The organism is Promicromonospora sp. NPDC110617, from assembly GCF_055598465.1.
This window is the reverse complement of sequence record NZ_JBVKBM010000001.1, coordinates 578,979-603,951: the sequence shown is the minus strand read 5'-3', so window position 1 is coordinate 603,951 and position 24,973 is coordinate 578,979. Positions and strand designations below refer to the sequence as shown.

19 protein-coding genes are annotated in these 24,973 nt (G+C 73.6%); 3 read left to right on the top strand and 16 right to left on the bottom strand.

Annotation, left to right across the window (positions count from 1 at the left end; genetic code table 11):
* Window positions 1–302 precede the first annotated feature (302 nt).
* The 3 genes from ACZ7LE_RS02610 to ACZ7LE_RS02600 all read right to left on the bottom strand — a co-directional run bounded on the left by ACZ7LE_RS02610 (window position 303) and on the right by ACZ7LE_RS02600 (window position 4,055).
* Complete coding sequence (locus ACZ7LE_RS02610) at window positions 303–1,667, bottom strand: M18 family aminopeptidase (RefSeq protein ID WP_470401825.1); 1,365 nt, start codon at window positions 1,665–1,667, stop codon at window positions 303–305.
* Window positions 1,668–1,764: 97 nt separating this feature from the next.
* Window positions 1,765–3,465: a hypothetical protein gene (locus tag ACZ7LE_RS02605; protein WP_470401824.1), complete on the bottom strand. Its 1,701-nt coding sequence runs from the start codon at window positions 3,463–3,465 to the stop codon at window positions 1,765–1,767.
* A complete protein-coding gene (locus tag ACZ7LE_RS02600) occupies window positions 3,462–4,055 on the bottom strand; it encodes a sigma-70 family RNA polymerase sigma factor (RefSeq protein ID WP_470401823.1) in 594 nt (197 codons plus the stop codon). The genes ACZ7LE_RS02605 and ACZ7LE_RS02600 overlap by 4 nt, the downstream gene beginning before the upstream one ends.
* Before the next feature lie 126 nt (window positions 4,056–4,181).
* Here ACZ7LE_RS02600 and ACZ7LE_RS02595 point away from each other — a divergent pair, with 126 nt between their 5' ends.
* Window positions 4,182–5,663, top strand: a complete 1,482-nt coding sequence (locus tag ACZ7LE_RS02595) for an oxygenase MpaB family protein (protein ID WP_470401822.1) — start codon at window positions 4,182–4,184, stop codon at window positions 5,661–5,663.
* On the opposite strand, the gene ACZ7LE_RS02590 is transcribed toward ACZ7LE_RS02595, so the two are convergent.
* From ACZ7LE_RS02590 to ACZ7LE_RS02560, 7 genes are all read right to left on the bottom strand, one after another.
* The gene (locus ACZ7LE_RS02590) at window positions 5,561–6,586 is read right to left on the bottom strand and encodes a hypothetical protein (RefSeq protein WP_470401821.1); all 1,026 of its coding nucleotides are present in this window, start codon (window positions 6,584–6,586) and stop codon (window positions 5,561–5,563) included. The two genes, ACZ7LE_RS02595 and ACZ7LE_RS02590, sit on opposite strands and share 103 nt — an antisense overlap.
* Complete coding sequence (locus tag ACZ7LE_RS02585; protein ID WP_470401820.1) at window positions 6,583–7,134, bottom strand: sigma-70 family RNA polymerase sigma factor; 552 nt, start codon at window positions 7,132–7,134, stop codon at window positions 6,583–6,585. Before ACZ7LE_RS02585 ends, ACZ7LE_RS02590 begins: the two co-directional genes overlap by 4 nt.
* A gap of 191 nt (window positions 7,135–7,325) precedes the next feature.
* Window positions 7,326–9,056, bottom strand: a complete 1,731-nt coding sequence (locus ACZ7LE_RS02580; protein ID WP_470401819.1) for a hypothetical protein — start codon at window positions 9,054–9,056, stop codon at window positions 7,326–7,328.
* A complete protein-coding gene (locus ACZ7LE_RS02575; protein ID WP_470401818.1) occupies window positions 9,053–9,628 on the bottom strand; it encodes a sigma-70 family RNA polymerase sigma factor in 576 nt (191 codons plus the stop codon). The genes ACZ7LE_RS02580 and ACZ7LE_RS02575 overlap by 4 nt, the downstream gene beginning before the upstream one ends.
* Before the next feature lie 75 nt (window positions 9,629–9,703).
* Window positions 9,704–11,452, bottom strand: a complete 1,749-nt coding sequence (locus tag ACZ7LE_RS02570) for an RNA polymerase sigma factor (protein WP_470401817.1) — start codon at window positions 11,450–11,452, stop codon at window positions 9,704–9,706.
* An 83-nt stretch (window positions 11,453–11,535) separates the two neighbouring features.
* A complete protein-coding gene (locus ACZ7LE_RS02565) occupies window positions 11,536–12,828 on the bottom strand; it encodes a SigE family RNA polymerase sigma factor (protein WP_470401816.1) in 1,293 nt (430 codons plus the stop codon).
* 73 nt (window positions 12,829–12,901) lie between these two features.
* Window positions 12,902–13,801, bottom strand: coding sequence for a class I SAM-dependent methyltransferase (locus ACZ7LE_RS02560; protein ID WP_470401815.1), 900 nt, complete (start codon window positions 13,799–13,801; stop codon window positions 12,902–12,904).
* Window positions 13,802–13,908: 107 nt separating this feature from the next.
* Here ACZ7LE_RS02560 and ACZ7LE_RS02555 point away from each other — a divergent pair, with 107 nt between their 5' ends.
* Together ACZ7LE_RS02555 and ACZ7LE_RS02550 are read left to right on the top strand one after the other, a co-directional pair.
* Window positions 13,909–14,508, top strand: a complete 600-nt coding sequence (locus tag ACZ7LE_RS02555) for a TetR/AcrR family transcriptional regulator (RefSeq protein ID WP_470401814.1) — start codon at window positions 13,909–13,911, stop codon at window positions 14,506–14,508.
* 29 nt (window positions 14,509–14,537) lie between these two features.
* Window positions 14,538–15,035, top strand: coding sequence for a GyrI-like domain-containing protein (locus ACZ7LE_RS02550; RefSeq protein ID WP_470401813.1), 498 nt, complete (start codon window positions 14,538–14,540; stop codon window positions 15,033–15,035).
* Between the two features lie 145 nt (window positions 15,036–15,180).
* Here ACZ7LE_RS02550 and ACZ7LE_RS02545 read toward each other — a convergent pair whose 3' ends face one another.
* The 6 genes from ACZ7LE_RS02545 to ACZ7LE_RS02520 form a co-directional block, all read right to left on the bottom strand.
* Window positions 15,181–16,272, bottom strand: a complete 1,092-nt coding sequence (locus tag ACZ7LE_RS02545; RefSeq protein ID WP_470403271.1) for a uroporphyrinogen-III synthase — start codon at window positions 16,270–16,272, stop codon at window positions 15,181–15,183.
* A 52-nt stretch (window positions 16,273–16,324) separates the two neighbouring features.
* On the bottom strand, window positions 16,325–17,134 hold the full coding sequence (gene cobA, locus ACZ7LE_RS02540; protein WP_470401812.1) for a uroporphyrinogen-III C-methyltransferase: 810 nt from the start codon (window positions 17,132–17,134) through the stop codon (window positions 16,325–16,327).
* A 56-nt stretch (window positions 17,135–17,190) separates the two neighbouring features.
* Window positions 17,191–17,616, bottom strand: a complete 426-nt coding sequence (gene nirD, locus ACZ7LE_RS02535; RefSeq protein WP_470401811.1) for a nitrite reductase small subunit NirD — start codon at window positions 17,614–17,616, stop codon at window positions 17,191–17,193.
* Window positions 17,613–20,273, bottom strand: a complete 2,661-nt coding sequence (nirB, locus tag ACZ7LE_RS02530; protein ID WP_470401810.1) for a nitrite reductase large subunit NirB — start codon at window positions 20,271–20,273, stop codon at window positions 17,613–17,615. Before nirB ends, nirD begins: the two co-directional genes overlap by 4 nt.
* A gap of 546 nt (window positions 20,274–20,819) precedes the next feature.
* Window positions 20,820–22,598, bottom strand: a complete 1,779-nt coding sequence (locus ACZ7LE_RS02525; RefSeq protein ID WP_470401809.1) for an FAD-dependent oxidoreductase — start codon at window positions 22,596–22,598, stop codon at window positions 20,820–20,822.
* On the bottom strand, window positions 22,595–24,973 hold the full coding sequence (locus ACZ7LE_RS02520) for a molybdopterin oxidoreductase family protein (RefSeq protein WP_470401808.1): 2,379 nt from the start codon (window positions 24,971–24,973) through the stop codon (window positions 22,595–22,597). Before ACZ7LE_RS02520 ends, ACZ7LE_RS02525 begins: the two co-directional genes overlap by 4 nt.

Below are 24,973 nucleotides of genomic sequence, written 5' to 3'. Positions count from 1 at the left end.
ACAGGGGGCTCCTGAGGGTCCGGCATTTCTCTTTTGCCGAGTTCACGGCTCTGGATGACCACAGTGGTATCACCCCCACGAGGTCCATGCATCTGGACGGTACTAGGTATTTTCTTCCAGACTCACAGACAACCAGGATCGGCCATTTTCGCAGGTCAGGCCGATTCTTTCTTGGACAAACGTCCAAGTCATGTCCGTATTGCATCAAATGTATACCCGGACAGAACCAACGGAAACATGCAAAAGCGCAGGTCGCCCCGATCAACCGTCCTTCTCGCCTCGTTCCGGGACGATTCGGCTTTTCACCCCCCGAGGACGGCCCTCATCGCGCGCGAGAGGTACCACGGATCGACCACCGCGGTGAGCTCACGGGCCGAGTGCATCGACAAAATTGGCACTCCGACATCCACAGTGCGAATGCCCAGCCGGGTCGCCGAGATCGGTCCGATCGTCGACCCGCACGGCACCACGTTGCTGGAGACGAACTCCTGGGTGGGCACCCCCGCCTCCCGGCACGCCGCGTTCCAGGCGGCCGCGCCGTGCGCGTCCGTGGCGTAGCGCTGGTTCGCGTTGATCTTGAGGATCGGGCCGCCCCCGGCGACGGGGTGGTTGGCCGGGTCGTGCCGCTCGGGGTAGTTCGGGTGCACTGCGTGCCCGACGTCGGAGGACACGTGCAGCGACGCCGCGAACGCACGGGAACGCTCCTCGGGCGTGGCGCCGAGCGCCGTCGAGATCCGGACCAGCACCTCCTCCAGGAACGGTCCGGCGGCGCCGGAGCGGGAGGCGCTGCCGATCTCCTCGTGGTCGAAGGCCGCGAACATCTCGACGCTCGTGCCCTGCCCGCCCTCCGGGCCTGCGGCCCGGCCGAGCAGCGCCGTCAACCCCGCGTGCGTGGAGAGCAGGTTGTCGAGCCGCGCGGACGCGAACAGGACCTGCCCCGCGCCGAAGGCCCGGGCCGGCTGCGTCTCCGCCAGCACCACGTCGTAGCCGCCGATGTCCGCGGGGTCGACGCCGGCGTCGGCCGCGAGCGCCGCCAGGACGTCCGCGCTCTGCGCGTCGCCGAGCCCCCAGACGGGCTGGGTGTGGCGCTGCTTGTCGAGGGCGAGCCCGTTGTCGTTGACGCCCCGGTCCAGGTGGATCGCGAGCTGCGGGATGCGCAGCATCGGGCCGGTGCGCACCAGGTGCTCGGTGCCGTCGTGCGTGACGATCCGCCCGGCCAGCTCGAGCTCGCGGTCGAGCCAGGAGTTGAGCAGCGGACCGCCGTACACCTCGACCCCGACCTGCCACCACCCGCCCGCGCCGCGCGTGGTCGGCTTGGGCTTGAGCTTGAAGCCCGTGGAGTCGGTGTGGGCGCCCACGATGGTGAACGGCGTGGTGGGGCCGGCAGTGCCGGGCACGGTGAAGGCGATGACCGAGCCGTCGCGGACCACCACGTACCGACCGCCCCGGGTGACGTCCCAGGCGGCGTCCTCGGCGAGGCGGGTGAAGCCCGCCGCCTGCGCGCGCCGGGCCACCTCGGCGGCCGCGTGGTACGACGACGGCGACGCCGCGACGAACTCGCCCAGGTCGGCCGCGTGGGCGCGGGCCTCCTCGGGGACGACGGCGGGCTGGACCGGGGCGGTCGGGACTGCTGCGGACTGTGCGGGGGTGAGGGTCTGGTCCGTCATCCGGCCATTATCTCCGCCCCGGCCGACACCCCCGACGTCCGTGTCAGACGTACAGGCCACTCCGGTGACCTGTACGTCTGACACGTGAGCGTGGGAGTCAGTCGCCGGCGACGTAGTACCGCCACGTGCCGTCCGCGGCGGCGATACCGATCCGCGGCCCGAGGTACGTCCCTTCGGACCGCTGGGCTGCTGCCTCCTCGGCCGTCAGCAGACCGACCGCCACGACCTCGTCCCAGGCCTCGTCCGAGTCGGCGAACTCCTCGGTGGCGACACGGGGCCAGACGATCGTCTCGTTCCCGTCCGGCCCGGTGCCGTACGCCCTGCTGGTGCTGGCCAGCAGCGTGACGAGCGTCCGGTAGTGCTGCACGCCGGACTCGGGCAGGGCGAAGGTCCGCTCCGGGGTGTCGTCGTCGGGCATGAGCTCCGTCCCCGAGGCGTCAGCCAGGTCGACCAGCCCGTCGACGTCGCACTCCAACGCCGCGGCCATGATGGATCCGGCGGTCGCCGTCGCAGCTTCCCGCGACGGTCCCTCTCCTTGGAACACCGGCTCATAGCCCGTCGCCGAGCACTCGGGCCCGGCATCCCCGCCGACCGGGGTCTCCGGTTCGAGGGACACCCACAGCCGGGAGACGCCGTCGGGCACGTCGGGGAGCCGGATGTCGATGGTCTCCCCGCTGCGGTTCTCGGACTGGGCACCCACGGCCGATCCGGCCTCGAACCCGTCGCAGGTGATCTGGGTGCCCGCGATCACCTCACCCGTCGACGGCAGCACCAGGTCGATCGGGAGCATGTCCTCGGGGTCCGAGCTGGCGCACCTGCCCATGACCCGCATCGGGGTGTCCGACGAGTAGTCGAGCTGGGTCATCTCGGCGGTGACCAGGTCGGTGGTGCGGTCCAGCTCGAAGCGTGAGACCTGGCCCTCGACGGGTCCGGGGAACTCGACCGCCGGTTCGGCGGCACGGGGCTCACCCGGGTTGCGGGCACCGTCGGCGTCCAGCCTGACCTGGACCGGGTCGCTGACCGTCGTGGCCCACTGGCCGTCGATCCGCGGGAAGCCCACCACGCGCACCTCGTAGTCACCCTCGGGCAGCGGTGGCTCCTGCTGCGGATCGCCCTCGGCCGACGCAGGTACGCACGAGGTCGTCGGGCCGTCGAGGGCGGCCACGGCACCCGGACCCGCGCCGAGGAGCGGTTCCGGCAGTGCCTCGTCCGCGTCCCACTGGTCGAAGACGTCCCGGCCCACGTCGACCACCACGCCGTCCTGGCTCCACACCAGGACCGGCCTCACGTCGAGCGCGCCCTTACCGTCCTCGAACCGGGCCGCGGCACCCCAGTACTGCGAGCGCTCGCCGCCCTGTTCCTCGGTCACCGTGTAGACGTCACCGGCCACCGCCACGGACCAGCCCGGGGCCGTGGTCGCCAGGTCCGCCACCGGCATGCCGCACGTCAGGTCGCTCCACTCCAGCCACGGCGGCTGGTAGCCCTCCCGGACCTGGAACACCGGCGCGGACGTGGGGGATCCCGGCAGCACCTCGGCGTCGTCCGGCGGCGCGAGCTGCGCCGCGCCGAGCGCCACCACGGCCGCGAGCGCCAGCGCGCCCCCGCCGAGCCCGCCCAGCTTCGCACCTCTCCGCAGGCGCACCCGCTTGCTCATCGCCGGGATCGCCGCAGCGGGACCGCTGGGCGACGCCGGGTCCACGCCCTCCGCCATCGCGCCGAGGGTCTGCGCCAGCAGGCCCGCCCCCGCGGGGTCCACCCAGCCGTGGTCCTGGTCCCTGGCGTCGTCGTGCCGGTTCATCGCTGCTTTCCTTCCGTCGTCGCGTCCACTGGTTCGAGCACGTCGCGCAGCGTGCGCAGGGCCTCGTGCAGGTAGCGCTTGACCGTGCCCGGTGCGGCGCCCATCGCGTCCGCGACCTGCGCGATCGTCAGGTCCTCGAAGTAGCGCAGCACCACGGCCGCGCGCTGCCGGGGCGGGAGCCGGTCCAGCGCGTGCACGACGTCCGCCCGCGCCGTGATCCCGGAGTCGGGGAACGGGACGTCGTCCACCGCGACGCGCGGGGCGATGTCCGCCCACCGCTTGGTGCGCCGCCAGCCGTCCAGGTACAGGTTCAGCACCATGCGGCGCACGTACGCCTCAGGGTGTTGCGGCGCCCGCGCCCCGTCCCCGCCGTCTGCGCCGTCCGCCCCGTCCAGGGGTACCGCCCGCATGCCCGACGCCGCCCGGCGTCGTCGCCCGCCCCGCCCGACCAGGCGCGAGCAGTACCGGACCAGCGCCTCCTGCACCAGGTCCTCCGCCTGCCGCACGTCGCCGCACAGCGTGTAGGCGTACCCGACGAGCGCGCCGCCACGCTGCGTGGCGAGCACCTCCAGGTCTTCGTGCCAACCCATCACCGGCTCCTTCCTGCCGTCCTGACCGTGTGGACGAACCAGGTCGCCAGGAGGTTGTGGCGCGTACGGGCCCATTCTGCGGGTCGGGTCCTGTTCCCCCGGAGCCGTCCGGGTCAGGATGAGGACGTGGGCGAACCGGTGGACAACCCTGTGGACGACGTCGAGCCCGCCTCGGCGACCTACCCGCTCCGGTTCCGCGCGGCCGAGGCGCGCGGGACGCGGATCGGCCGCCCGCTGCGCGTGCTCGGCCGGGTGCGCGGCGTCGACGAGGCCCTGCTCGCCCGGATCGGCCGCGCCTTCACCGAGGAGGACGACGCCGGGGCGCCGCTCGCCGCCGCGATGCGGCTGCCCGCCGGCGACCCCGGACGGGTCACGCACGCGATGCTGCGGGCGGCGCTCGCGGCTCCGGTGAGTAGAGATGAGATCGGTCGGCTGCATCGAGACCGGTCGGTCGATGGACCGGTCTCGATGCAGCCGACCGATCTCATTTCCGAGGGGCAGGAGGGGGTCAGCAATCAGGGGCAGCCCAGGGCGCTGCGCGAGTTCCTCGCCGAGGTCACCCCCGTGCCCTCCTGGGTGGACTGGGACCTCGTCGAGCAGGGGGCCGCGGTGCAGCGCCGGCTCGGGCAGAACGCCGCCGACGTGCTGCTCCAGCTCTCGCTGGTGGGCGGGTACCGGTTCGGCGGGCCGACCGATCTGCTCGTCGCCACCGGCGCACTCACGGGCGGGACCCTGCGCCGGCTCGCCGAGACGCAGGAGTGGACGGTCGGGCTGTCCGAGCCGGGCGCGCTGCGGCCCTTCGCCCCCGCGTGGCGCGCGACCCTGCACGTCCGGGTCATGCACGCCCTGGTCGGCGCGTCGTTCGCGGACCGGCCCAGCGCGGGAGGTTCGGGCACGGAGGGTTCAGGCACGGAGGGTTCGGGCACGGAGGGTTCGGGCACGGCCCGCTGGGACACCGCCCGCTGGGGCCTGCCGATCAACCAGGCCGACCAGGCGGCGACGCTCGGGCTGTTCGACGGCACGCTGATCCTGGGCTGCCGGGCGCTGGGGGTGCCCGTCCCGCCGTCGGACAGCCGGGCCCTGATGCACCTGTGGAAGTGGGTGGGCCACCTGATGGGCGTGCACCCGGACTTCCTGGTCGACGACGAGTGGGCGCGGCACCGCCTCAACCACCACGTGCTGCTGGCCCAGGCCGGGGTGTCGGACGCCGGGCCGCGACTCGCGCGGGCCGTCGTCGCCGCGCAGGCCGAGCGGACCTACCGCGGGCCGGCGTGGTGGCAGCCGGCCCGAGCGCGGTTCGAGCGGGAGCGCCTGCTGTCGATGCTCACGGCGTTCCTCGGGGTGCGCAGCATGCGCGAGCTCGGCCTGCCGCTGCGCCCGCCGTGGGCGCACGCCTACCTGCTGCCGCTCAACACGTGGCGGTACCGCGTGCTCGGCCGGCTGCCCGGCGGCCCCGAGCGTCTGGAACGCTGGGGCCGCCGGCGCAGCGCCGCGATCGTCGCGAGCTACCGCGCCCGGCCCGACCCGTCCTCGACCGTGACGCGCTCCGGCTCGGAGACGGCGAGCCAGACGGCGTCGCCCGCACCGAACACGGGCATCACGGCATAGACGTCGTACGTGCCGCCTTCGCGCAGGTGGGTGTACACCACCGGGAAGTCGTCCTCCGAACCCTCGATCTCGGCCGCGCACGCGTTGGTGGACCCCGTCAGCGCCTCGACGTCCCACGGCCCCTCCGGAGCGCCCTCCTCGGGTGCGTAGTAGGCCAGGTCGGAGGCGTGGTTGGCCGGGAGGTCGACCACGACGCCGTCCTGCACCCAGACCAGCATCGGGTCCAGATAGCCGCTGAGTGCGGCGGCGTCACCAGTGAGCCGGGCGTCCGCCCGCCAGCCGTCCGCGTCCTGCCGCGCGCCCAGGCCGCTCGTCGTCTCGAGGTCGAAGCCCCCGTCCGGTGCGCTCAGCAGATCCTCGACCGCCATGCCGCAGTGCGCGTCGAGACCCTCGATCTGGAAGCTGTCGAGCCAGCCCTGCGGCACGTAGCCGTCGACGTAGGTCGCGGTGATCGGGTCCGGCTCGTCGGTCGCGACCGAGGACGCGCTCGGGTCGGCGCTCGGTTCGACGGCCGCGGCGCCCGACGGCACCGGATCCGGGCTGCCCGAAGGTGACGGCGACGGGCTCGCCGACGCCGTCGGGCTCGGTGAGCGGCGCGTCGTGGGGATCTCCGACGGCACCGGGCCCGTCTCCGTGGCCTCGATCGTGGGACGTCCGGGCAGCGGCTCGGACCGCGTGAAGGTCGAGGCCTGTGCGGCGCTGAACGCGAGCGCACCCACGACGGCGGCCGTGCCCAGCCCCATCGCACCGGCCTTGGCGATCCGCCACGTGCGCACCCTGCGCCGCAGCAGCCCGAGGTTCTCCTCCGGCGTGCTGGGCACGTCGGAGGGCGTGGCGCCCGAGACGAGCGCGTCGATGGTCTGCCGCAGGACGTCGCGGCCGATGCCCAGGTCGTCGGCGCCGTGGTCGTCGTGCCCGCTCATCGAAGCTCTCCCTCCGGCACGAGGATCCCGCGCAGCGCGCTGATCCCGTCGGCCAGGTGTCTCTTGATGGTGCCCTCCGCGATGCCGAGCGTCGTGGCGATCTGCGGCACGGTGAGGTCGTCGTAGAAGCGCAGCACGACGCAGGCGCGCTGGCGGGGGCTCAGGCCGCGCAGTGCGGCGGTCACGTCGGCGCGGGCGGTGATGTCCGACGCCGGGGCGCGCACCCGGTCCTCGACGGCCACCTTGGGCTGGGCCTTGCGCCACAGCGTGAACCGCCGCGTCTCGTCGAGGTACAGGTTGAGCATCGTCCGGCGCACGTACGCCTCGATGCCCGCGTGGTGCCCGCCGTCGTTCAGCGGGAACTCGGTGAAGCCCTCGGCGCCCGCGGCCTCGGGGCGGCGGAACCGCCGGAAGACGCGCACCAGCGCATCCTGCACCAGGTCCTCCGCGCGGCGCACGTCACCCGTCAGCGCGTACCCGTACCCCACGAGCGCGCGGCCTCTGCGGGTCACGAGCTCCGTGAGCTCGTCGTCCCAGCGTGCGCTCATCGCGTGGCCCGTCCTGATCCGGTCACGTCGTCTGCCCCATCACGTTCTCGTCCCCTTGCTGCGGTTCCTGCGCCCCGCTCATACCCACATACGAGCGAGGCGCAGGAACCGTTGGGACACGGGCCGAACTTTTTCGCCGGGATTTTCCGGCCGTCCGGCCCGGGCCGCCCCGGGCCCGACGACGGCGGAGGTCAGTCGCTGGCGGAGTAGTACCGCCAGGTGCCGTCCTCGCCGATGCCGATCACCATGCCCGTGTAGATCCCGTCTGCCCGTTGCGAGTCGGCCTGCTCCTGCGTGAGCAGGCCCGCCTCCACCACCTCCTGCCACGCCTCGCCCGAGTCGCGGAACTCCTCGGTGGAGACGCGGGGCCACACGACGGTGGGAACGCCTCCGCTCGCGCCTGCGACGGCACCGACCGTGCCGGTCAGGAGCCGGGCCAGCGTCGCATAGTGCTGCGTGTCCGTGTCGGGGAGGGCGAAGGTCTGCTCCGCCGTCTCGGTGCCGAACATCAGCTCTGTGCCGTCCTGGTTCGCCAGCCCCGTGAGCTGGTCGGAGTCGCAGGCCAGGGCCGCGTCCACGATGGCACCCGCCGTCGCTCCGGCGCCGTCGCTCGGCGAGTTCGCCGGGTCGAAGGACAGGTCAAGGCCGTCCGCGGAGCACTCGCCGGCGGCCTCCCCGCCGTTCCCGCCGCTGCCGCCGGTGCCGCCGGTGCTCGGGGCGAGGGTCGCCCAGAACCGCGCGACGCCGTCGGGCACGGATGCCAGCCGGATGTCCGCGGCCTCCTCGCCCCCACCGATCACGGGGTCCGACACGAACTCGGTGCCGTCGCAGGTCACCTCGAACACCTCGGTCGTCGTGGGGTACGCCACGTCGAACTGCACCGTGTCCTCCGGGTCGGCGCTCTCGCACCGCGCGGTCGCCACCGGCGTCCCCGTCGTCACGTACCCGAACTGTGTCAGCTCCGCCGAGACCCAGTCCGTACCGCGGTCCAGCACGAACCGCGACAGCTCGCCCTCGACCGGCTCCGGGGGCTCGATGGTGCCCTCACCACCACGCGCCCCGGTCGGGCTGTGCGCGCCGTCGGCGTCGATCCGGACCGCGACCGGCTCGCTCACCGCCGTCGCCCACTGACCTGACGCGACCTGCGGGAAGGCAACCACCCGGACCTCGTAGTCGCCCTCGGGCAGGCGCGTCTCGAAGTTGTCGACCGTCTCGGTCTCGACGGGCGCGCACGACGTGAACGCACCCCCCTGCGCCTCCGTCGCGTCGCCTGAAGAACCCAGCAAGGGTTCCTGGAGGGCCGGCGCACCGAACACATTCGTGCCGAGGTCCACCACCACCCCGTCCTGGCTCCAGACCAGGACCGGCGGGACGTCGAGCGACCCGTCGCTCCCCGCGACGGTCGCCGCCATGCCCCACGTGGTCGAGGGCTCGCCGCCCATCTCCGCGGTCACGGAGTAGATGTCGCCGATCGACGCCGCCGACCAGCCGGCCGCCGTCGTCTCCAGGTCCGCCACCGGCATGCCGCAGGCCAGGTCGCTCCAGTCCAGCCACGACGGCACGTACCCGTCCTGGATCACGCTCGTCGCGGGCGGTCCCGACGGGGACGGCTGCTCGGTCGGGTCGGCCGACCGGTTCGGCGCCACGATCTCGGTGGGCGATCCCGGCAGCACCGGGTCGGCGCTGTCCCACAGCGGCGTCTGCGTGACGCCGAAGGCGAGCACACCCGCCACCACCAGGCTGGCGCCGGCGAGGCTGCCGACCTTCGCGGCTCGGCGGCGCTTCACGCGGTCGCGCACCACACCGAACGAGACGTGCATGTCGTCCACCTCCCCACCGGGCATCGCGTCGGCGGCGCCGTGGAGCGCGCCGCTCAGGAAGTCGTTCTGGTCGGAACGGTCGTTCAGGTCGTCGAGGCTCATCGTGCGGCCCTCCCTTCGGCGGGTCGGAAGTCGTCGGGGCGCAGGATCTCCTGCAGGTTCTTGGTCGCGTCGGACAGGTACCGCTTCACGGTGCCCTGGGCGGTGCCCAGGGCGTCCGCGATCTGCGGCACCGTCATGTCCTCGAAGTAGCGCAGCACCACGCAGGCGCGCTCCCGGGCGCCGAGCTTGGCGAGCGCCGTCATCACGTCGACGCGCGCCGACGCCGCCTGGTCGGCGCCGCGGGTGCTGGGGTCGTCCGCCATCAGGTGCTTGATCCCGGACCAGCGCTGCCGCTTGCGGTAGCCGTCCAGGTAGATGGTCAGGACCGCCCGCCGCACGTAGCCCTCCACGTTGGTGAACGGCGAGTCGAGGTCGTGTGCCGAGCTTCCCGCCGCCACGCCCACCCCGCCGCCCCGGCCGGGGCGGCGGAGCCGCGAGTAGACCTTCACCAGTGCGTCCTGGACCAGGTCCTCGGCGAGGGCGCGGTCGCCGGAGAGCATGTAGGCGTAGCGGACCAGCGCGCTGCCGCGCGTCCGCATGAGCTCATCGAGCTCGTTCTCCCATACCGCCATGGCCACCTCCCCGGTGCGTGTGTGCTGTCATCGTCTCCACAACCCACATGACGCGCCGTCCGGAGGTTTCGTTGGTCACTCGCCGATGTAGTAGTCGGCGAAGGCCTCCGTGGCCAGGTACTGCGGCTCGCCGTCCGACCCCGGGTCAACCTCGGTGAACGCGTACAGCGTGTATGCGCCGTCCGGCAGCCCCGCGTCGGGGTCGGTGAGGCAGGTCAGGTCCGGCTCCACGGGGACGACGACGGAGGTGTCGCCCTTCGCGTCGACCCGGAGGTCCTCCACCGGCTCCGACCAGACGTCCCGGCCCACCCCGACCACGCGTCCCGCGCTGAGCCAGACCAGGGTGACCGGCGTGCGGGTGGTGTCGACGGCCTTGCCCGCGGTCTCCTCGAACGTGACCGTCACCTCGGTGGGCGTGAGGGACGCACCGCTGGTATCCGCCGAGAGCCGCAGGTTCCCGCGCTCCGCGGGCACGTGCGTGCCCTGCGGGATGTCCGACGCGTGGGCGCCGCAGGCCAGGCGGGTGCCCTCCAGCCACTCGGGCTGGTAACCGTCGCGGATGTCCACGGTCAGCGGCTCCTCGGCCGGCACGTCGACCTCGGGCACCTCCAGCGTGACGGGCTCGCTGACGGCCATCCCGCTCGTCCCTTCGCCGTCGTTCCACGGCATGACCGCGTAGACGTCGTAGGTGCCGGCCGGGCGCGGCTCCAGGAAGGTCTCGGCGATCATGCCGACCGTCCAGTCACCGCACGCCGTGGCCGCTGCGGCCTCGGCGACGTCGTCCTGCGACTTTCCGGCGTCGGGCAGCTGGTAACCGCCCTCGTGCCAGCCCGCCCCGAGGTCGACCACCTGGCCGTCCTGGGCGAAGACCAGCATCGGGTAGCCGCCGCTGAGCCCGGGGCCGTCCGTGTCGGTCCGGGTGATCCGGACGGGCGCGGTGAGGCCGTACTGGTCGACCGCCAGGTCGCCGGTCAGCTCCAGCTCGACGGTGTCGGAGGTCGACGTCAGCTCCGTGACCTCCATGCCGCACCGGTACTGGGGGCCCTGGTCGGTCCACTGCATCGGGGCCCAGCCGCCGACGGCCGCGTTCGACACCTCCGGGCTCTGCGTGGCCGGGACCACCGGCTCGGACAGGAGCCGCGACGGCCCCCACAGCGCCGCCATCGCCAGCAGGCCCGCCAGCACCAGCGACGCGCCGCCCAGCGCGCCCACCTTCACGGCACGACGCCGGCGCACCATGCCGGAGACCGCGTCGAGCCGCTCGTCCAGCGCCGTGTCCATCTCGGGCACCGTGATCTCCGCGAGCGAGCCGCGCAGCACCTCCATGGCGTTGGACAGGTGCCGCTTGATCGTGCCCTGGCTCGTGCCGAGGGTCTGCGCGATCTGCGGCACGGTCATGTCCTCGAAGAACCGCAGCACCACCGACTCGCGCTGCCGCGGAGAGAGCTGCGCCAGCGCCACCCCGACGTCGACCCGCGCCGTCGCGACGCGCTCCGCCGCGGGCGCGCGCTCCTCGTCGGCGAGCAGGTGCTTGATGCCCGTCCAGCTCGTCTGCCGCCGGTAGCCGTCCAGGTAGATGGTCAGCATCGCCCGCCGCACGTACGCCTCCGCGTTGGTCAGCCGGGGCTGGTCCAGGTCCACGACCTGGCCGCCGTCGTCCGCCATGCCGCGCGGACGACGCAGGCGCGAGAACACCTTGACCAGCGCGTCCTGCACCAGGTCCTCGGCCTGCGTCCGGTCCCGGCACAGCGTGTACCCGTACCCGACCAGCGCGCGGCCCCGCCGCGCCATGAGCTCTTCGAGCTCGCTCTCCCACTGCGCCATCGGTGACGCCCCCTCTCGCTGTCATCCTCCCTGACGGGCAGGGGAGCAAGAACGATGATGGCCGCGGTGAGAAATCTGTCCGGTCAAGGCAGCGGCGCCACACCGCTCTTCAGGTCGACGGTGACCGGGTCGCTGACGAGAAGTGCGTCGTTGTCGTCCGAGTGGTCCACGGAGGGATCGGCAACGATGACGATCAGCTCGTAGCGCCCGCCGGCACGTTCGTTGTCGTAGTAGCTGGAGATGTTGTTCTGCGCTCCCACCAGGGTGTCCTCGCGGCAGCGCGACTCGTTGCCGGTGTACGCCATCCCGGTCCAGGCCCCGTGGGCGACGAGCTCTGGGGGAGCCTCGCCGTTGGCCGCCTCGTGCCAGTAGCTCGGTAGATCGACGATCTTGCCCTCGTGCGCCCAGACGATCAGGGGACTGGTCATGTGACCGTCACTCTCGTCGAACAGTCCGTCCGGCACCTCGCCGGAGATCGTCACCGGTAGGCTCCAGTACGCGGTATCCCCCTGCAGGTCAGACGCGAGGTCACCGGCTATCTCGACCTCAAGGGTTCCTGTGTCCATCGCCTCCAGGTCCTCGACCGGCATACCGCAGTAGATGCCCACGTCCTGGTCTCCCATGGGCCAGCTCACGGGCACGTACCCCGGCGTGTACTCGATCCTGTCCTCGGCCGGCAGCGGCTCCGACCGGATCCACGGCTTGACCGCGAACGCGCTCAGGGCCAGCACCACGGCCAGGACCATCGATACCCCGGCCGCCAGGGCCACCTTCGCCGTCCGACGCCGGCGCGTCGCGCCCACCACCGTGTCCACGTGCTCGTCCAGGTCGGTGTCCATCGTCGGCACCGAGACCTCGGCGAGCGCCTCGCGCAGCACCGCTGTCGCATCGAACAGGTGCCGCTTGACGGTGCCCGGGTTCAGGCCGAGCGCCGCGGCGATCTGCGGCACCGTCAGGTCGTCGAAGTAGCGCAGCGTCACCACCTCGCGCTGCCGCGGGGACAGTCGGGTGAGGGCCACGCGCACGTCGACTCGAGCTGTCGCGACCCGGTCCGCGCCGGGGGTGTGCTCGTCGCCGGCCAGGAGGTGCTTGAACCCGGCGAAGGCGTTCCGCCTGCGGTACCCGTCCAGGTAGATCGTCAGCATGGCGCGACGCACGTACCCCTCGGCGTTGGTCGGCTCCGGCTGGTCCAGGTCGACCTGCGTCTGCCCGACGACCGAGGGCGGACGGCGCAGCCGCGAGTACACCTTGACCAGCGCGTCCTGCACCAGGTCCTCGGCCTGCGCCTTGTCCCGCGTGAGCGAGTACCCGTACCCCACCAGTGCGCCACCGCGCCGCACCACGAGCTCCGCGAGCTCTTCCTCCCACCGCGCCATGCCAGCGCTCCTCTCGTCCTGCTGCCCGTAACCGACGGAGGGCGCAGAAGGTTGAGGCCGGACCGCCGTGCCGTCAGAACCTACGCCGAGCCGCCAGCAGGACGGTGGTGTGGTCCACGGTGAACGTGCCGTCGACCACGGCCTCGTCGTGGGACAGAACGGATCGGACGCCGTCCAGGACCGCGCGCTGCACCGGCTCCGGCAGTCGAGCGAAGCCGCCCGACGTCGGGACCTGGTCGAGCCACTCCTCCACGCCGTACTTGCGCTGCCACGTGTGCCGCCAGCGCTCCGGCGCGGCGAACCCGCCCGCTTCCGCCAGGCCCGACGCGGCACGGTCGAGCATCACCTCGTACCCGTCGGCGGCCGTGCTCCCCGGGGCGTACATGCCTGCCCCGGGGGTGCCCGCCAGGGCGCCGGAGTACAGCTCGTGCATCGCCGCGCGAAGGGTGGGCGGCAGGTCCGCGGCGTGCCAGAACACGGCCAGCGCTCCGCCCTCGCGCAGCACCCGGGCAGCCTGGACGGCCCCGGCGACGGGGTCCACCCAGTGCCAGGTCATGCCCGACACGACGGCGTCGAACGTGCGCCCCGCGGGATCCCATTCCTCGAACCGCGCCACCTCGACGGCCAGGTCCCGCGCCCGGGCCACGGCGGCCATGCGCTCGTCGGCCTCGACGCCCAGCACCTCCGCGCCGGCGGCGCGGAACGGCAGGGCGGACAGCCCGGTGCCGATCCCCACGTCCAGCACCTGGACGCCGGGCGCCACGGCACCCCGACCGTCGGGAGCGCCAGGAGCATCGCTCTGGCCGAGCCGGCCGCCGTCAGGGGCCAGGTACCGGAGGACCGCGTCGGCGACCGGCTGCTGGGTGACCGGACGCGCGCGGTCATACCGTTCCGCGTCGGCGCCGAAGCCCTCGGCCGCACCACGGTGCAGGTGGGCCGTGCGGACGCCGTCGGGCACTCGTGAAGTGGGCATGCGCCCACGCTAGTGGGCAGGCGCCCACTCGGGCAACATGACTACGGCCCGAACGGTCGCGGACGATCCCCGCGATCCGCGCACGGCCGGAACAGGAGGAGGCACCCGTGCCCACCGGAGTCGCGCTCCACGACCCCCACGCCCAGCTCGTGGCCGCCGCGGAACGACTGCTCGCCCGGGGCGGCGCCGCCGCGCTGACCAGCCGCGCCGTCACCGACGAGGCCGGCGTCGCCAAGGGCGTGCTGCACCGCCACTTCGCCGACTTCGACGACTTCCTCGCCGCGCTCGTGCGCACCCGCATCCAGCAGGCCGACGACGCCGGCGAGCGCCTGATCGCGGCCGCGGGCTCCGGCACCGTGGTCGGCAACGTGTCGGGGTTCCTGGCCGCCACGCTCGACGACGTCGCGCTCGCCGTCGTCGCCCTCGTCACCGCCCGCGACGAGCTGCGCCGCCGGCTGCGCGAGACCACGCCCGAGGGTCTGCCGCTGCTCGTGGAGATCACGCGGGCGCTGGCGACCTACCTGACCGCCGAGCAGTCGTACGGGCGCGTGGCCGCGGCCGCCGAAACCCGCTACCTCGCGATGACGGTCGTGGGCACGGGACACCTGATGTTCGCGGGCGAGCTGGGCGCACGGCCCGACGACGCCGCGGTGCGCGAGGTGGTCGAGTCGGTGCTGGTGGGGGTGCTGCGGTCGCCCGACCGATGAGTCCCCCGGATCCCGGCGGTCCACCCGGCATGAGCACCTACCGCGTCGAGACGCGCCCCGAGACCCCCACGGCCGGCATCACGGACACCGTGTCGATGACCGAGATCGGGAGGATCGCCGACCGCATCCCCGAGATCGCCGGCTGGCTCGCCGAGCGCGGCGCGCACCCCGCCGGCGCCCCGTACTTCCGCTACCACGTGATCGACATGGCGTCCGACCTCGTCATCGAGGTCGGTTTCCCCGTGCCCGACGGCGCCGCGCTCACCTCCGCGGGTGACGTCACCGTGGGCAGCATCCCGGCCGGGCGGTACGTGACGACCGTCCACCACGGCCACCCCGACGGCCTGGTCGACGCCACGGGCGCGCTGCTGGACTGGGCCGCCGCGGAGGAGCTCACGTTCGACCGGCACGACACCGACGCCGGCGACGCCTGGGCGGGCCGCTTCGAGTTCTACCTGACGGACCCGGCCGAGCAGCCGGACATGGGCGAATGGGACACGGAGCTCGCGTTCAAGCTGGCCGACTGACTCCCGCTGCCGCAGGTCCCCTTTGAGGCCCGGCTTTCTTCGCTTTGACGTCGCTCAAAGCGAAGAAAGCCGGGCCTCAAAGGGGATCAGGATCAGCCCACGGAACAGGGCCCCGGGACGGCATCCGGGCGACGTCGGGACGCCGTCAGGTCAGCTCGATGCGGTAGCCCCGCTTGACCACGGTGCGGATCAGGTCGCGGCGGCCCGCCGCCTCGCGCAGCCGCGCGATCGCGACCTCGGCGGCGTGCGTGTCCTGCGAGTCCCCCGGCAGCGCGGCGAGCACCTCCTCGCGCGGCACGACGTCGCCCTCCGCCGCCGCGAGCAGCCGCAGCACCGCGACGCCCGTCGGGGACAGCGGCAGCACCTTGCCGTCCAGCACAGCGACCCGCGCCCGGATCACCAAAGACCCGGCGACCGTGCTCAGCGCCACGGACTCGATGTGCTCGTAGTGCCCGACCAGCGCACGCACGAGCGCGCCGAGCCGCCCGCGCTCCGGCTGCAGCGGCACGATCCCGCGGTGCTCCAGCGGCTTGGCCGTCACGGGCCCGACGGCGGCGGCGACCGTGCCGCCGTCGGCGAACCGGGCGCGGACCTGATCGACCAGCCCCTCGGCCTCGACGGCCTGGAGCCAGGCCTCGGCGCCCGGCGCGGACGTGAAGACCACGGCGTCGATCTCGCCGTCGGCCACCGCGTGCGCGGACTCGCGGACCGCCGTCGGGTCCGGAGCGGGGCCCCAGCGGTAGACGACGAGGCTCGCGACCTGTGCGCCGGCCTTCTCGAACACGTCGTCCAGCCCGTCGGCGCCCGCGCCGTGGTGCTGGATCGCGATGCGCAGCCCCTGCACACCCTCGCTGAGCAGCACCTCCGCCACCTCGGCGGACGTCTCGGACTCGGCCACCCAGTCGGCCTGCAGGCCGGCGGCCTGGATCGCGCCGCGGGCCTTGGGGCCGCGCGCGACGAGCCGGATCCCGGTGAGCATGCCGAGGAGCGGCTCGGCGAGCCCGTGCGCGTCGGCGGCCTCGATCCAGGCGCGGAACCCGATCCCGGTCGTCACCACCAGGACGTCGGGCGGCGCGGCGACGATGGCCCGGGTCGCGGCGATCAGCGTCTCGTCGTCGACGTGCGGGATCATGCTGAGGGCGGGCGCGTGCCGGATCGTGGCGCCGCGCCGCTCCAGGGCGGCGGCGAGCTCGGAGGCCCGCCGCTCGGCCGTGACGAGCACGGTCGCGCCGGCCATGACCTGGCCCAGCGTCGGGTGGGCGGCCTGGGCGTGGGCGGGCGCTGCGACGTCAGACACCGGCACCTGCCAGACGTCGCTCACTCGTACCCTCCAGAAGCCCAGCCGCGGCCACGTGGCCGATGACGACGACCGCGGGCGACCGGACACCACGGGCCGCCGCCACACCGGCCGCCTCGTCGAGACGGGCCCGCGTGACACGCTGCTCCGGCGTGGAACCGTTCTCCACCATCGCCACGGGAGTTCCGGGATCGGCGCCTGCGGCCAGGCACTGCGCCACGATCGCGCCGAGGGACCGCACCCCCATCAGTACGACAAGCGTAGCCGTGCCGAACCGCACGCAGGAGAGCGCGGCGTCGTCGAGCGGCCCGGACGTGTCAGATGCACGGTTCCCTGGGGTGATCTGTGCGTCTGACATGTCGGGGGTGGTCGCGCAGTGGCCCGAGACCACGTGGAAGCCCGTGGTGACCCCGCGGTGGGTGAGCGGGATCCCGGCCAGCCCCGGGACGGCGACGGCGGAGGTGATGCCCGGGACCACCTCGACCGGCACGCCCGCCGCGACGCACGCGAGCACCTCCTCGCCGCCCCGGCCCAGCACGAACGGGTCGCCGCCCTTGAGCCGCACCACGTGCGCGCCGGCCAGCGCGTGCTCCACGATCAGCTCGTTGATGCGCTCCTGCGGCACGGGGTGCCGGCCGGGCTCCTTGCCGACGTCGACCACGCGGACGTGCGGCGGGAGCTCGGCGAGGATCTCGACCGGACCGAGCCGGTCGGCCACCACGACGTCGGCCGCCTGCAGCGCCCGCCAGGCCCGCACGGTCAGCAGGTCGACGGCACCCGGCCCGCCCCCGACGAGCGTCACCCGCCCGGACGTGTCAGATCCCCGGTTCCCTCGGGTGACCTGTGCGTCTGACACGTTCACGGGAGGCCCACGTAGATCACGTCCTCGCGGACCTCGACCGGGTAGGTCACCAGGTCTGCGGGGAGGTCGTCCTTCGGGGACTTGTCCGCCAGGACCAGGCACGTGCCCGTGGCCAGGGAGAACACCTGCTTGTAGACCGGCGCGGCCACCGTGGGCTCGCCGCCCCGCGTGCCGACGATCCCGCGCGACATGACGTGCGCCGCCGAGAACGGGTCCAGGTTCTGCACGGCGTACACCCGCCCGGCGTGGCCGCCGTAGGCGGCGTCGTCGGGCAGGCGGAAGAGGGCGATCTGGACGTCCCCGAAGAGCGCCGCCGCGCCCCGCTCGGGGAACAGGTCGGCGAGCAGGCAGGCCCGCTCCCAACGGCCCGGGGCGGCGGCCTCCCCCGCCACCCGGGCCTCCGCCAGCTCGTTGACGCTCATGCTCGTACCTCCAGCTTCGGGCCTGCGATGACGACGCCGGACGCGCGCTCGGCCGACGTCGCCGGACGGCGCTGGCCGCGCTCGGTCACGTAGGCCAGCGACGGGTCGGCGTCCTTGGGGGCGTTGACGAAGGAGGAGAACCGGCGCAGCTTCTCCGGGTCCTCCAGCACGGCCTTCCACTCGTCCTCGTAGTTCTCGACGTGGCGGGCCATGGCGGCGTCCAGGTCGGCGCAGATGCCGAGCGAGTCCTCCATGATCACCTCGCGCACGCCCTCCAGGCCGCCGTCCACCTCCTCGATCCACGGCGCCGTGCGCTGCAGCCGGTCGGCCGTGCGCACGTAGTACATGAGGAAGCGGTCGATGGTGCGCAGCAGCTCCTCGGAGGTCAGGTCCTCGGCGAGCAGCTTCGCGTGCCGCGGCGTCTGGCCGCCGTTGCCGCCCACGTAGATGTTCCAGCCCTTGTCCGTCGCGATGACGCCCACGTCCTTGCCGCGCGCCTCCGCGCACTCGCGGGCGCAGCCCGAGACCCCCATCTTGAGCTTGTGCGGCGAACGCAGGCCGCGATAGCGCAGCTCGAGCTCGACGGCCATGCCGACGGAGTCCTGCACGCCGTAGCGGCACCAGGTGGACCCGACGCACGACTTCACGGTGCGCAGCGACTTGCCGTACGCGTGCCCGGACTCGAAGCCGGCGTCGACCAGGCGGCGCCAGATGTCCGGGAGCTGCTCCACGCGGGCGCCGAACATGTCGATGCGCTGGCCGCCCGTGATCTTCGTGTAGAGCCCGAAGTCGCGCGCGACCTCGCCGACCACGATCAGCCCCTCCGGCGTGACCTCGCCGCCGGGCATCCGGGGCACGACCGAGTAGGTGCCGTCCTTCTGCAGGTTGGCGAGCATGTGGTCGTTGGTGTCCTGGAGCGTGGACTGCTCGCCCGCCAGGATGTGCCCGTTGCCCAGGCTCGCCAGGATGGACGCGACGACGGGCTTGCAGATGTCGCAGCCGCGGTTGCCGACGGGGGTCTCGACAGGCTCGACCAGCGAGTCGTCCCCGGTGGTCGAGCTCGTCGAGACCTCTGTCGCGACCCCGAAACGGGCCACGATGTCGCTGAACGAGTGCAGGTCGGCGACCCGGACGGCGTCGAAGAGCTGGGCGCGGGACATCTCGAAGTGCTCGCACAGGGCCGTGCTGACCTCGATGCCCGCGCGCTCCAGCTCGGTGTCCACGAGCTTCTTGACCAACGGCAGGCACGCGCCACAGGTGGTACCGGCCCGGGTGCAGGCCTTCACGCCCGGCACGTCGGTGCACTGGTGCTCGGTGACGGCGCCGCGGATGGTGCCCGCCGAGACGCTGTTGCAGGAGCAGACGTTGGCGTCGTCGGGCAGCTCCAGGCCCGGTGCACCGCCGCCACCCTCCGGGAGCAGGAACGCGCTGGGGTCGTCGCCGGGGAGCTCCGCGCCGAGCATGGGGCGCAGGCTGGCGTACGGTGCGGCGTCGCCCACGAAGACGCCGCCCAGCAGGGTACGGGCGTCGTCCGACAGCACGAGCTTCTTGTAGACGCCGGCCACGGGGTCGGCCCAGACGACCTCGACGGCGTCCTCGGTGCGGGCGTGCGCGTCGCCGAACGACGCGACGTCGACGCCGGAGAGCTTGAGCTTGGTCGCGGTGTCGGCCCCGGGGAACTCGGCCAGGCCGCCGAGCAGCCGGTCCACGACCACCTCGGCCATCGTGTTGCCCGGCGCCACGAGGCCCAGGCAGCGGCCCTCGATGCAGGCGACCTCGCCGACGGCCCAGACGTGCGGGTCCTCGGTGCGGCAGGTCAGGTCGACGACGACGCCGCCGCGCTCCCCGATCGCCAGCCCGGCCGCCCGGCCGAGCTCGTCCCGGGGGCGCACGCCGGTGGCGACCACGACGACGTCGACGTCGAGCCGCCCGCCGTCCGCGAAGTCGAGCCGGCCCACGTGGCCGGTGCGCCGGTGCGGCTTCATCTGGCTGGTCGCGGTCTCGGCGCGGACGCCGATGCCCTTGCCGTTGATCAGGCGCTTCAGCGCGTGGCCGCCGCCCAGGTCGACCTGCACACCCATGAGGTGCGTGCCGAACTCGATCACGGTGGCCTGCGCGTCCAGCGCGGTCAGCGCCCCGGCGGCCTCCAGGCCGAGCAGGCCGCCGCCGATGACGGCGCCACGCACCGGCTTGCCCTCCGGGTAGCTGCGCCGCTTCTCCTCGACCCAGCCGCGCAGGGCCGCGACGTCGTCGATGGTGCGGTAGACGAAGACTCCGGGGAGGTCGTTCCCGGGGATGGGCGGCATCGCGGCGCTGGAGCCCGTGGCGAGCACCAGCTCGTCGTAGGGGTGCACGTGGCCGAGGCGGTCCGTGACGGTCTTCGCCGCGCGGTCGATCGACTCGATCTTGCGGTCGGTGTGCAGGGTGACGAGCGGGTCCGCCCACAGGGCAGGGTCGCCCAGGGCGATGCCGTCGGGGCCTTCGTCGAACCAGCGGGTCAGGCCCACGCGGTCGTAGGGTGCGCGGGGCTCTTCCGCGAAGACGGTGACGTGATAGCGACCGGCGTCGTCCCGGGCGCGCAGCGCCTCGACGAGCCGCTGCGCGACCATGCCACCGCCGATCACCACAAGGTGCTGAGGATTGCCGGAGTTGACCATGTCTTGACCGTAGGTCGCGGGTTTTTCGCGCTGGTGCGCCCGCGGTTACCCGAGCCGAACATCTTCCTCACAGGGCATGGGGCGAGCCGGTGAGCGCCGACTCGCTGACCGACCTGGCCTGGGACCTCCCGTCCTCCCTGCTCAACCCGCTGGTGGGGCTGATCAAGCATCCACAGCCGGTCCGGACGAGGTAGGCCACGCGCCGCCGGGCGCGGGACTGCCGTGTCCGGTTCGTGATGGTTCACCGCGGAGTGAGGTGAGGCCAACCGAAGGGTGTCGGCTGGGCTTGATTTCGATCATCCTGGCCCCGGCCGATCCACCTCAGCCGGACAGTCAGCCTGAGCAAGATTCCGCGGGTCCCAGTCGAACGGAATTCGGCCCACCCGGCCACCTCCACAACAGTGTTGTCCACCCCATGACGCTCCCCGCATCCGCCGCCCGCCGAACTGAAGGTGCGCTTCTACCCAGTCTTTGGGCCCGAAATCACGCTGTTTTCGGGCGCAATGACTGGGTAGAAGCGCACCATTACCGACCCCCACCCCGCGCTCACGCCGGTTCCGGGACCGCCTCCGCCGAGGCGCGGAGCCAGTCGACCAGGCCGCAGACAGCGTCCTTGCACGAGCCGCAGCCCGTCGTCGCGCGGGTCTCGCGGACCACCTCCTCGACCGAGTGCGCACCCGGCGGGCACGCGCCCGCGATGTCGCCCTTGGTCACGCCGTTGCAGCGGCACACCACGGCGTCCTCGGGCATGTGCTCGGGGGACGACGCCGGGGCCGCCGCCGCCATCACCGGGGTGAGCAGCAGGAACGCCGGGTCCAGCGGCGCCGGGGTGCGGCGGGTGTAGGCGGCGGTGAGGTCGGCGGCGACGCGCGGGTCACCCACGCACGTGGCGCCCACCAGGATGCCGTCGGAGACCACCACCTCGACGAACCGGCCCGCCCTCGGGTCGGCGAGGCGGATCGCGCGCTGGGTCAGCTCGTCCGGGCGCGACGGGCCGCAGACCCCCATCGTGGTGACGCTGAGCGGACCGGCCTTGACCTTCACGACGTCGGTCCCGCGCGTGTCGATCCCTCGGTCCGTCTGGGCGCGGCTCGTCGTCGCGCCGCTGGTCAGCAGGGCTCCGAGACGTACCGCCATGCTGGGCTGGGCGCCGTCGCGCGGCAGGCGCAGGTGCGCCGCCGGCCGGGTTCCGGCGGGATCGCCCGACGCACCGCCCGCCGCCGCACCGACCCGCGCGGCCACCGCCGGCACCACCGCCGGCACCACAGCCGGCACGACCGGCTCGACCAGCGAGACCAGCTGCTCGGCCAGGCGCCGCGCCTGGTCCCAGCCCTCCGCGACGAGCCCCCGCGAACCGCTCGGGGGCTGCGCGCAGTCGCCGATCGCGTGCACGCGCGGGTCGTCCGGGCTGGCGAGGTCGTACCCGACGACGATGCCGCGGTCCGTCGTCAGCCCCGCCGCCGCGGCGAGGCCGGTCTCGGGGATGGTGCCGACGGAGAACACGATCAGGCGCGCGGCGACCACCTCGTCGCGCGACGCGGCGCCCGCCGACGCAGCGCCCGCCGCCGAGCCGCCCGCCGCCGAGCCCGACGCCCCGGCCGTACCCGCCGACGCCCCGCCCGCGTTGTCCCGGACCCGGATGCCGACGGCGCGGCCACCCGCCACGAGCACCTCGGTGGAGATGCTGTTCGGCCGCACGGTCACGCCCTGGCCCTCCAGGCCGGACCGCACGACGTCGGCAGCCTCCGGGACGAGCTGGCGCTCCATGATGGCCTGGACGTTGTGGACGAGCGTCACGTTCAGGCCGCGGCCGGCGAGCCCGACGGCGGCCTCCAGGCCCAGCACGCCGCCGCCGACCACCACGGCGCGCGGGGAGTTGACGGTGGCGGCCACGATCTCGCGGGCGTCGTCGAGGGTGCGCAGCGCGTGCACCCCGGCGGGCAGGCCGCCGTCGGGCGTACGCAGGCCCGGGATCGGCGGGATGCGGGCCGCCGCGCCGGTCGCCAGCACCACGTGGTCGTAGGGGTGCACGGTGCCGTCGTCGGCGTGCACCACACGCGACTCCCGGTCGATCGACGTCGCGGCGACCCCCCGGCGCACGCTGACGCGGGCGCCGTCGGGCAGGGGCATCGTGATGGCCGCGACGTCGGTCCGGCCTGCCACCACGTCGCTCAGCAGCACGCGGTTGTACGGCTCGTACGGCTCGCTGCCGAGCACCGTGATGTCGAAGGCCTCGGGTTCACGGCGCAGCAGCTCGTCGACGAGCCGCGAACCGACCATCCCGAAACCCACCACGACGACCTTCACAGGGACACGCAGGTTCATGTCGAGAGCTCCTTCTGTACGGGACCCCGCTGGTCGAGCCTGTCGAGCCCCGGCGCGGCAGACGTCGCCAGGGTCTCGACAGGCTCGACCTGCGCGGGGACCATCGAGACATCGACGGCGCAGACCTTGAACTCCGGCATCCCGGAGATCGGGTCGGTCGCATCCGTCGTGACCTGGTTGACCGAGCCGACCCCGCTCCAGTGGAACGGCATGAAGACGGTGTCGGGACGCACGGCGTCGGTCCAGCGCGCCGTCGCCTCGACCCGGCCACGGGCGCTGGTGAGGCGCACGCGGGCGCCGTCGGGCACGCCGGTGCGGAAGCCGAGCATCGGGTGCAGCTCCACGTACGGCTCGGCCACGAGGCGCTCGAGCTCCGCGACGCGGTGCGTCTGCGCGCCCGACTGGTAGTGCTGCAGCACGCGGCCCGTGACCAGGTAGACCGGGGCGTCGGGGCGCACCTCGTCGCTCGGGCCCACGTGGTCGACGGCGACCATGCGCGCCCGCCCGTCGGGCGTCGCGAACCGGTCGAGGAACAGCCGCGGCGTCCCGGGATGCGACGACGTGTCGGACGCGCTCGCGGGGACCGGCCAGAACAGGCCCGGGCCGCCGGCCGCCTCGTCGGCGTCGAGCCGCGCGTGGGACAGGCCGGAGTAGTCGGCGGGACCGCCCGCGGACGCGCGGGCGAGCTCGTCGAACATCACGGCGGGGTCGGTCGGGAACGACAAGGTCTCGGGTGCGCCGAGCCGGCGCGCCAGCTCCGCGAGGATCCACAGCTCGGAGCGCGCCTCGCCCGGCGCCCGCACGGCGGCCCGACGGCGGATGACGCGCCCCTCGAGCGACGTCATGGTGCCCTCCTCCTCGGCCCACTGCGTCACGGGGAGCACCACGTCGGCCAGCAGCGCGGTCTCGCTCGGGACGAAGTCGCAGACCACGAGAAGGTCGAGGCTGCGCAGGCGGTCGATCACCCGGCCCGCGTTCGGGGCGCTGACCACCAGGTTGGACCCGTGCACCAGCAGCGCCCGGGGGCGGTCGGGATCCCGCACGCCGTCGGGGTCCACGGCCCCGAGGGACCGGAGGAGCTGCACCGCCGGCAGGCCGGGGCCCGGCAGCGACGACGGGTCCACGCCCCAGACGGCGGCGACGTGCTCGCGCGCGGCCGGGTCGTCGATCTTGCGGTAGCCCGGGAGCTGGTCGGCCTTCTGGCCGTGCTCGCGGCCGCCCTGCCCGTTGCCCTGCCCCGTGATCGCGCCGTAGCCCGAGCCGACGCGCCCCGGCAGACCGAGGGCCAGCGCCAGGTTGATCGCGGCGGTGACCGTGGCCGTGCCCTGCGTGGACTGCTCGACGCCGCGCCCGGTCAGCACGTACGCGCCCGTGCCGCCGTGCACCGGGGCGGCGGCCGCCAGCAGGCGGGCCACGCGGCGCAGCTCGTCGGCCGGCACGCCCGAGACCGTCTCGACCCGCTCGGGCCACCAGCCGGCGACCGAACGCGCGACGTCGTCGAACCCCGTGGTGCGCTCCGCCAGGTACGCCCGGTCGGCGAGCCCCTCGGCGAGCACCACGTGCAGCAGCCCGAGCAGCACCGCGAGGTCGGTGCCGGGCACGGGGGCGAGGTGCACGCCCTGGGTCGCCGTGGTCTCTCCCGCGCTCCCCTGCCCGCCCGACGCCGGGTCCTCCGTGAGCCGGGCTGTCGCGGACCGCCGCGGGTCCACGACGACGAGCCCGCCCGACGCCCGCGCCCCGGCGAGGTGCTGGACGGCGGGCGGCATGGTCTCGGCGACGTTCGAGCCGAGGAGCAGCACCGCCTGGGCGCCGCCGAGGTCGGACAGCGGGAAGGGCAGGCCCCGGTCGACGCCGAACGACCGGTTCATCCCGGCCGCCGCGGACGCCATGCAGAAGCGCCCGTTGTAGTCGATGTTCGGCGTGCCCAGGACGGTGCGCGCGAACTTGCCGAGCGCGTACGCCTTCTCGTTGGTCAGCCCGCCGCCGCCGAACACGGCGACCGCCTGCGGGCCGTGCTCCGCCTGGATGCGCGCCAGCCGGCCGGCCACCACGTCGAGTGCCACGTCCCAGGAGACGGGCACCAACGGACTGACTCGCCGGCTCCCGTCGGCCGAGTCAGTCGGGTGGTCCGTGCCCGTGAGCAGGGACCGGCGGACCAACGGCACGGTGATCCGGTCGGCGGCGCCGAGCACCGCCGCCGACGTCCACCCCTTCTGGCACAGCCCGCCCCGGTTGGTCGGGAAGTCGCGCGGCTGCACCTCGGGCACAACCGGCGCACCGGCGTCCGGCGTCGCGCGCGGCGTCAGCGACATCCCGCACTGCAGCGCACAGTAGGGGCAGTGCGACTCGACCGCGGTTCCGGGGGAGGCGAGCAT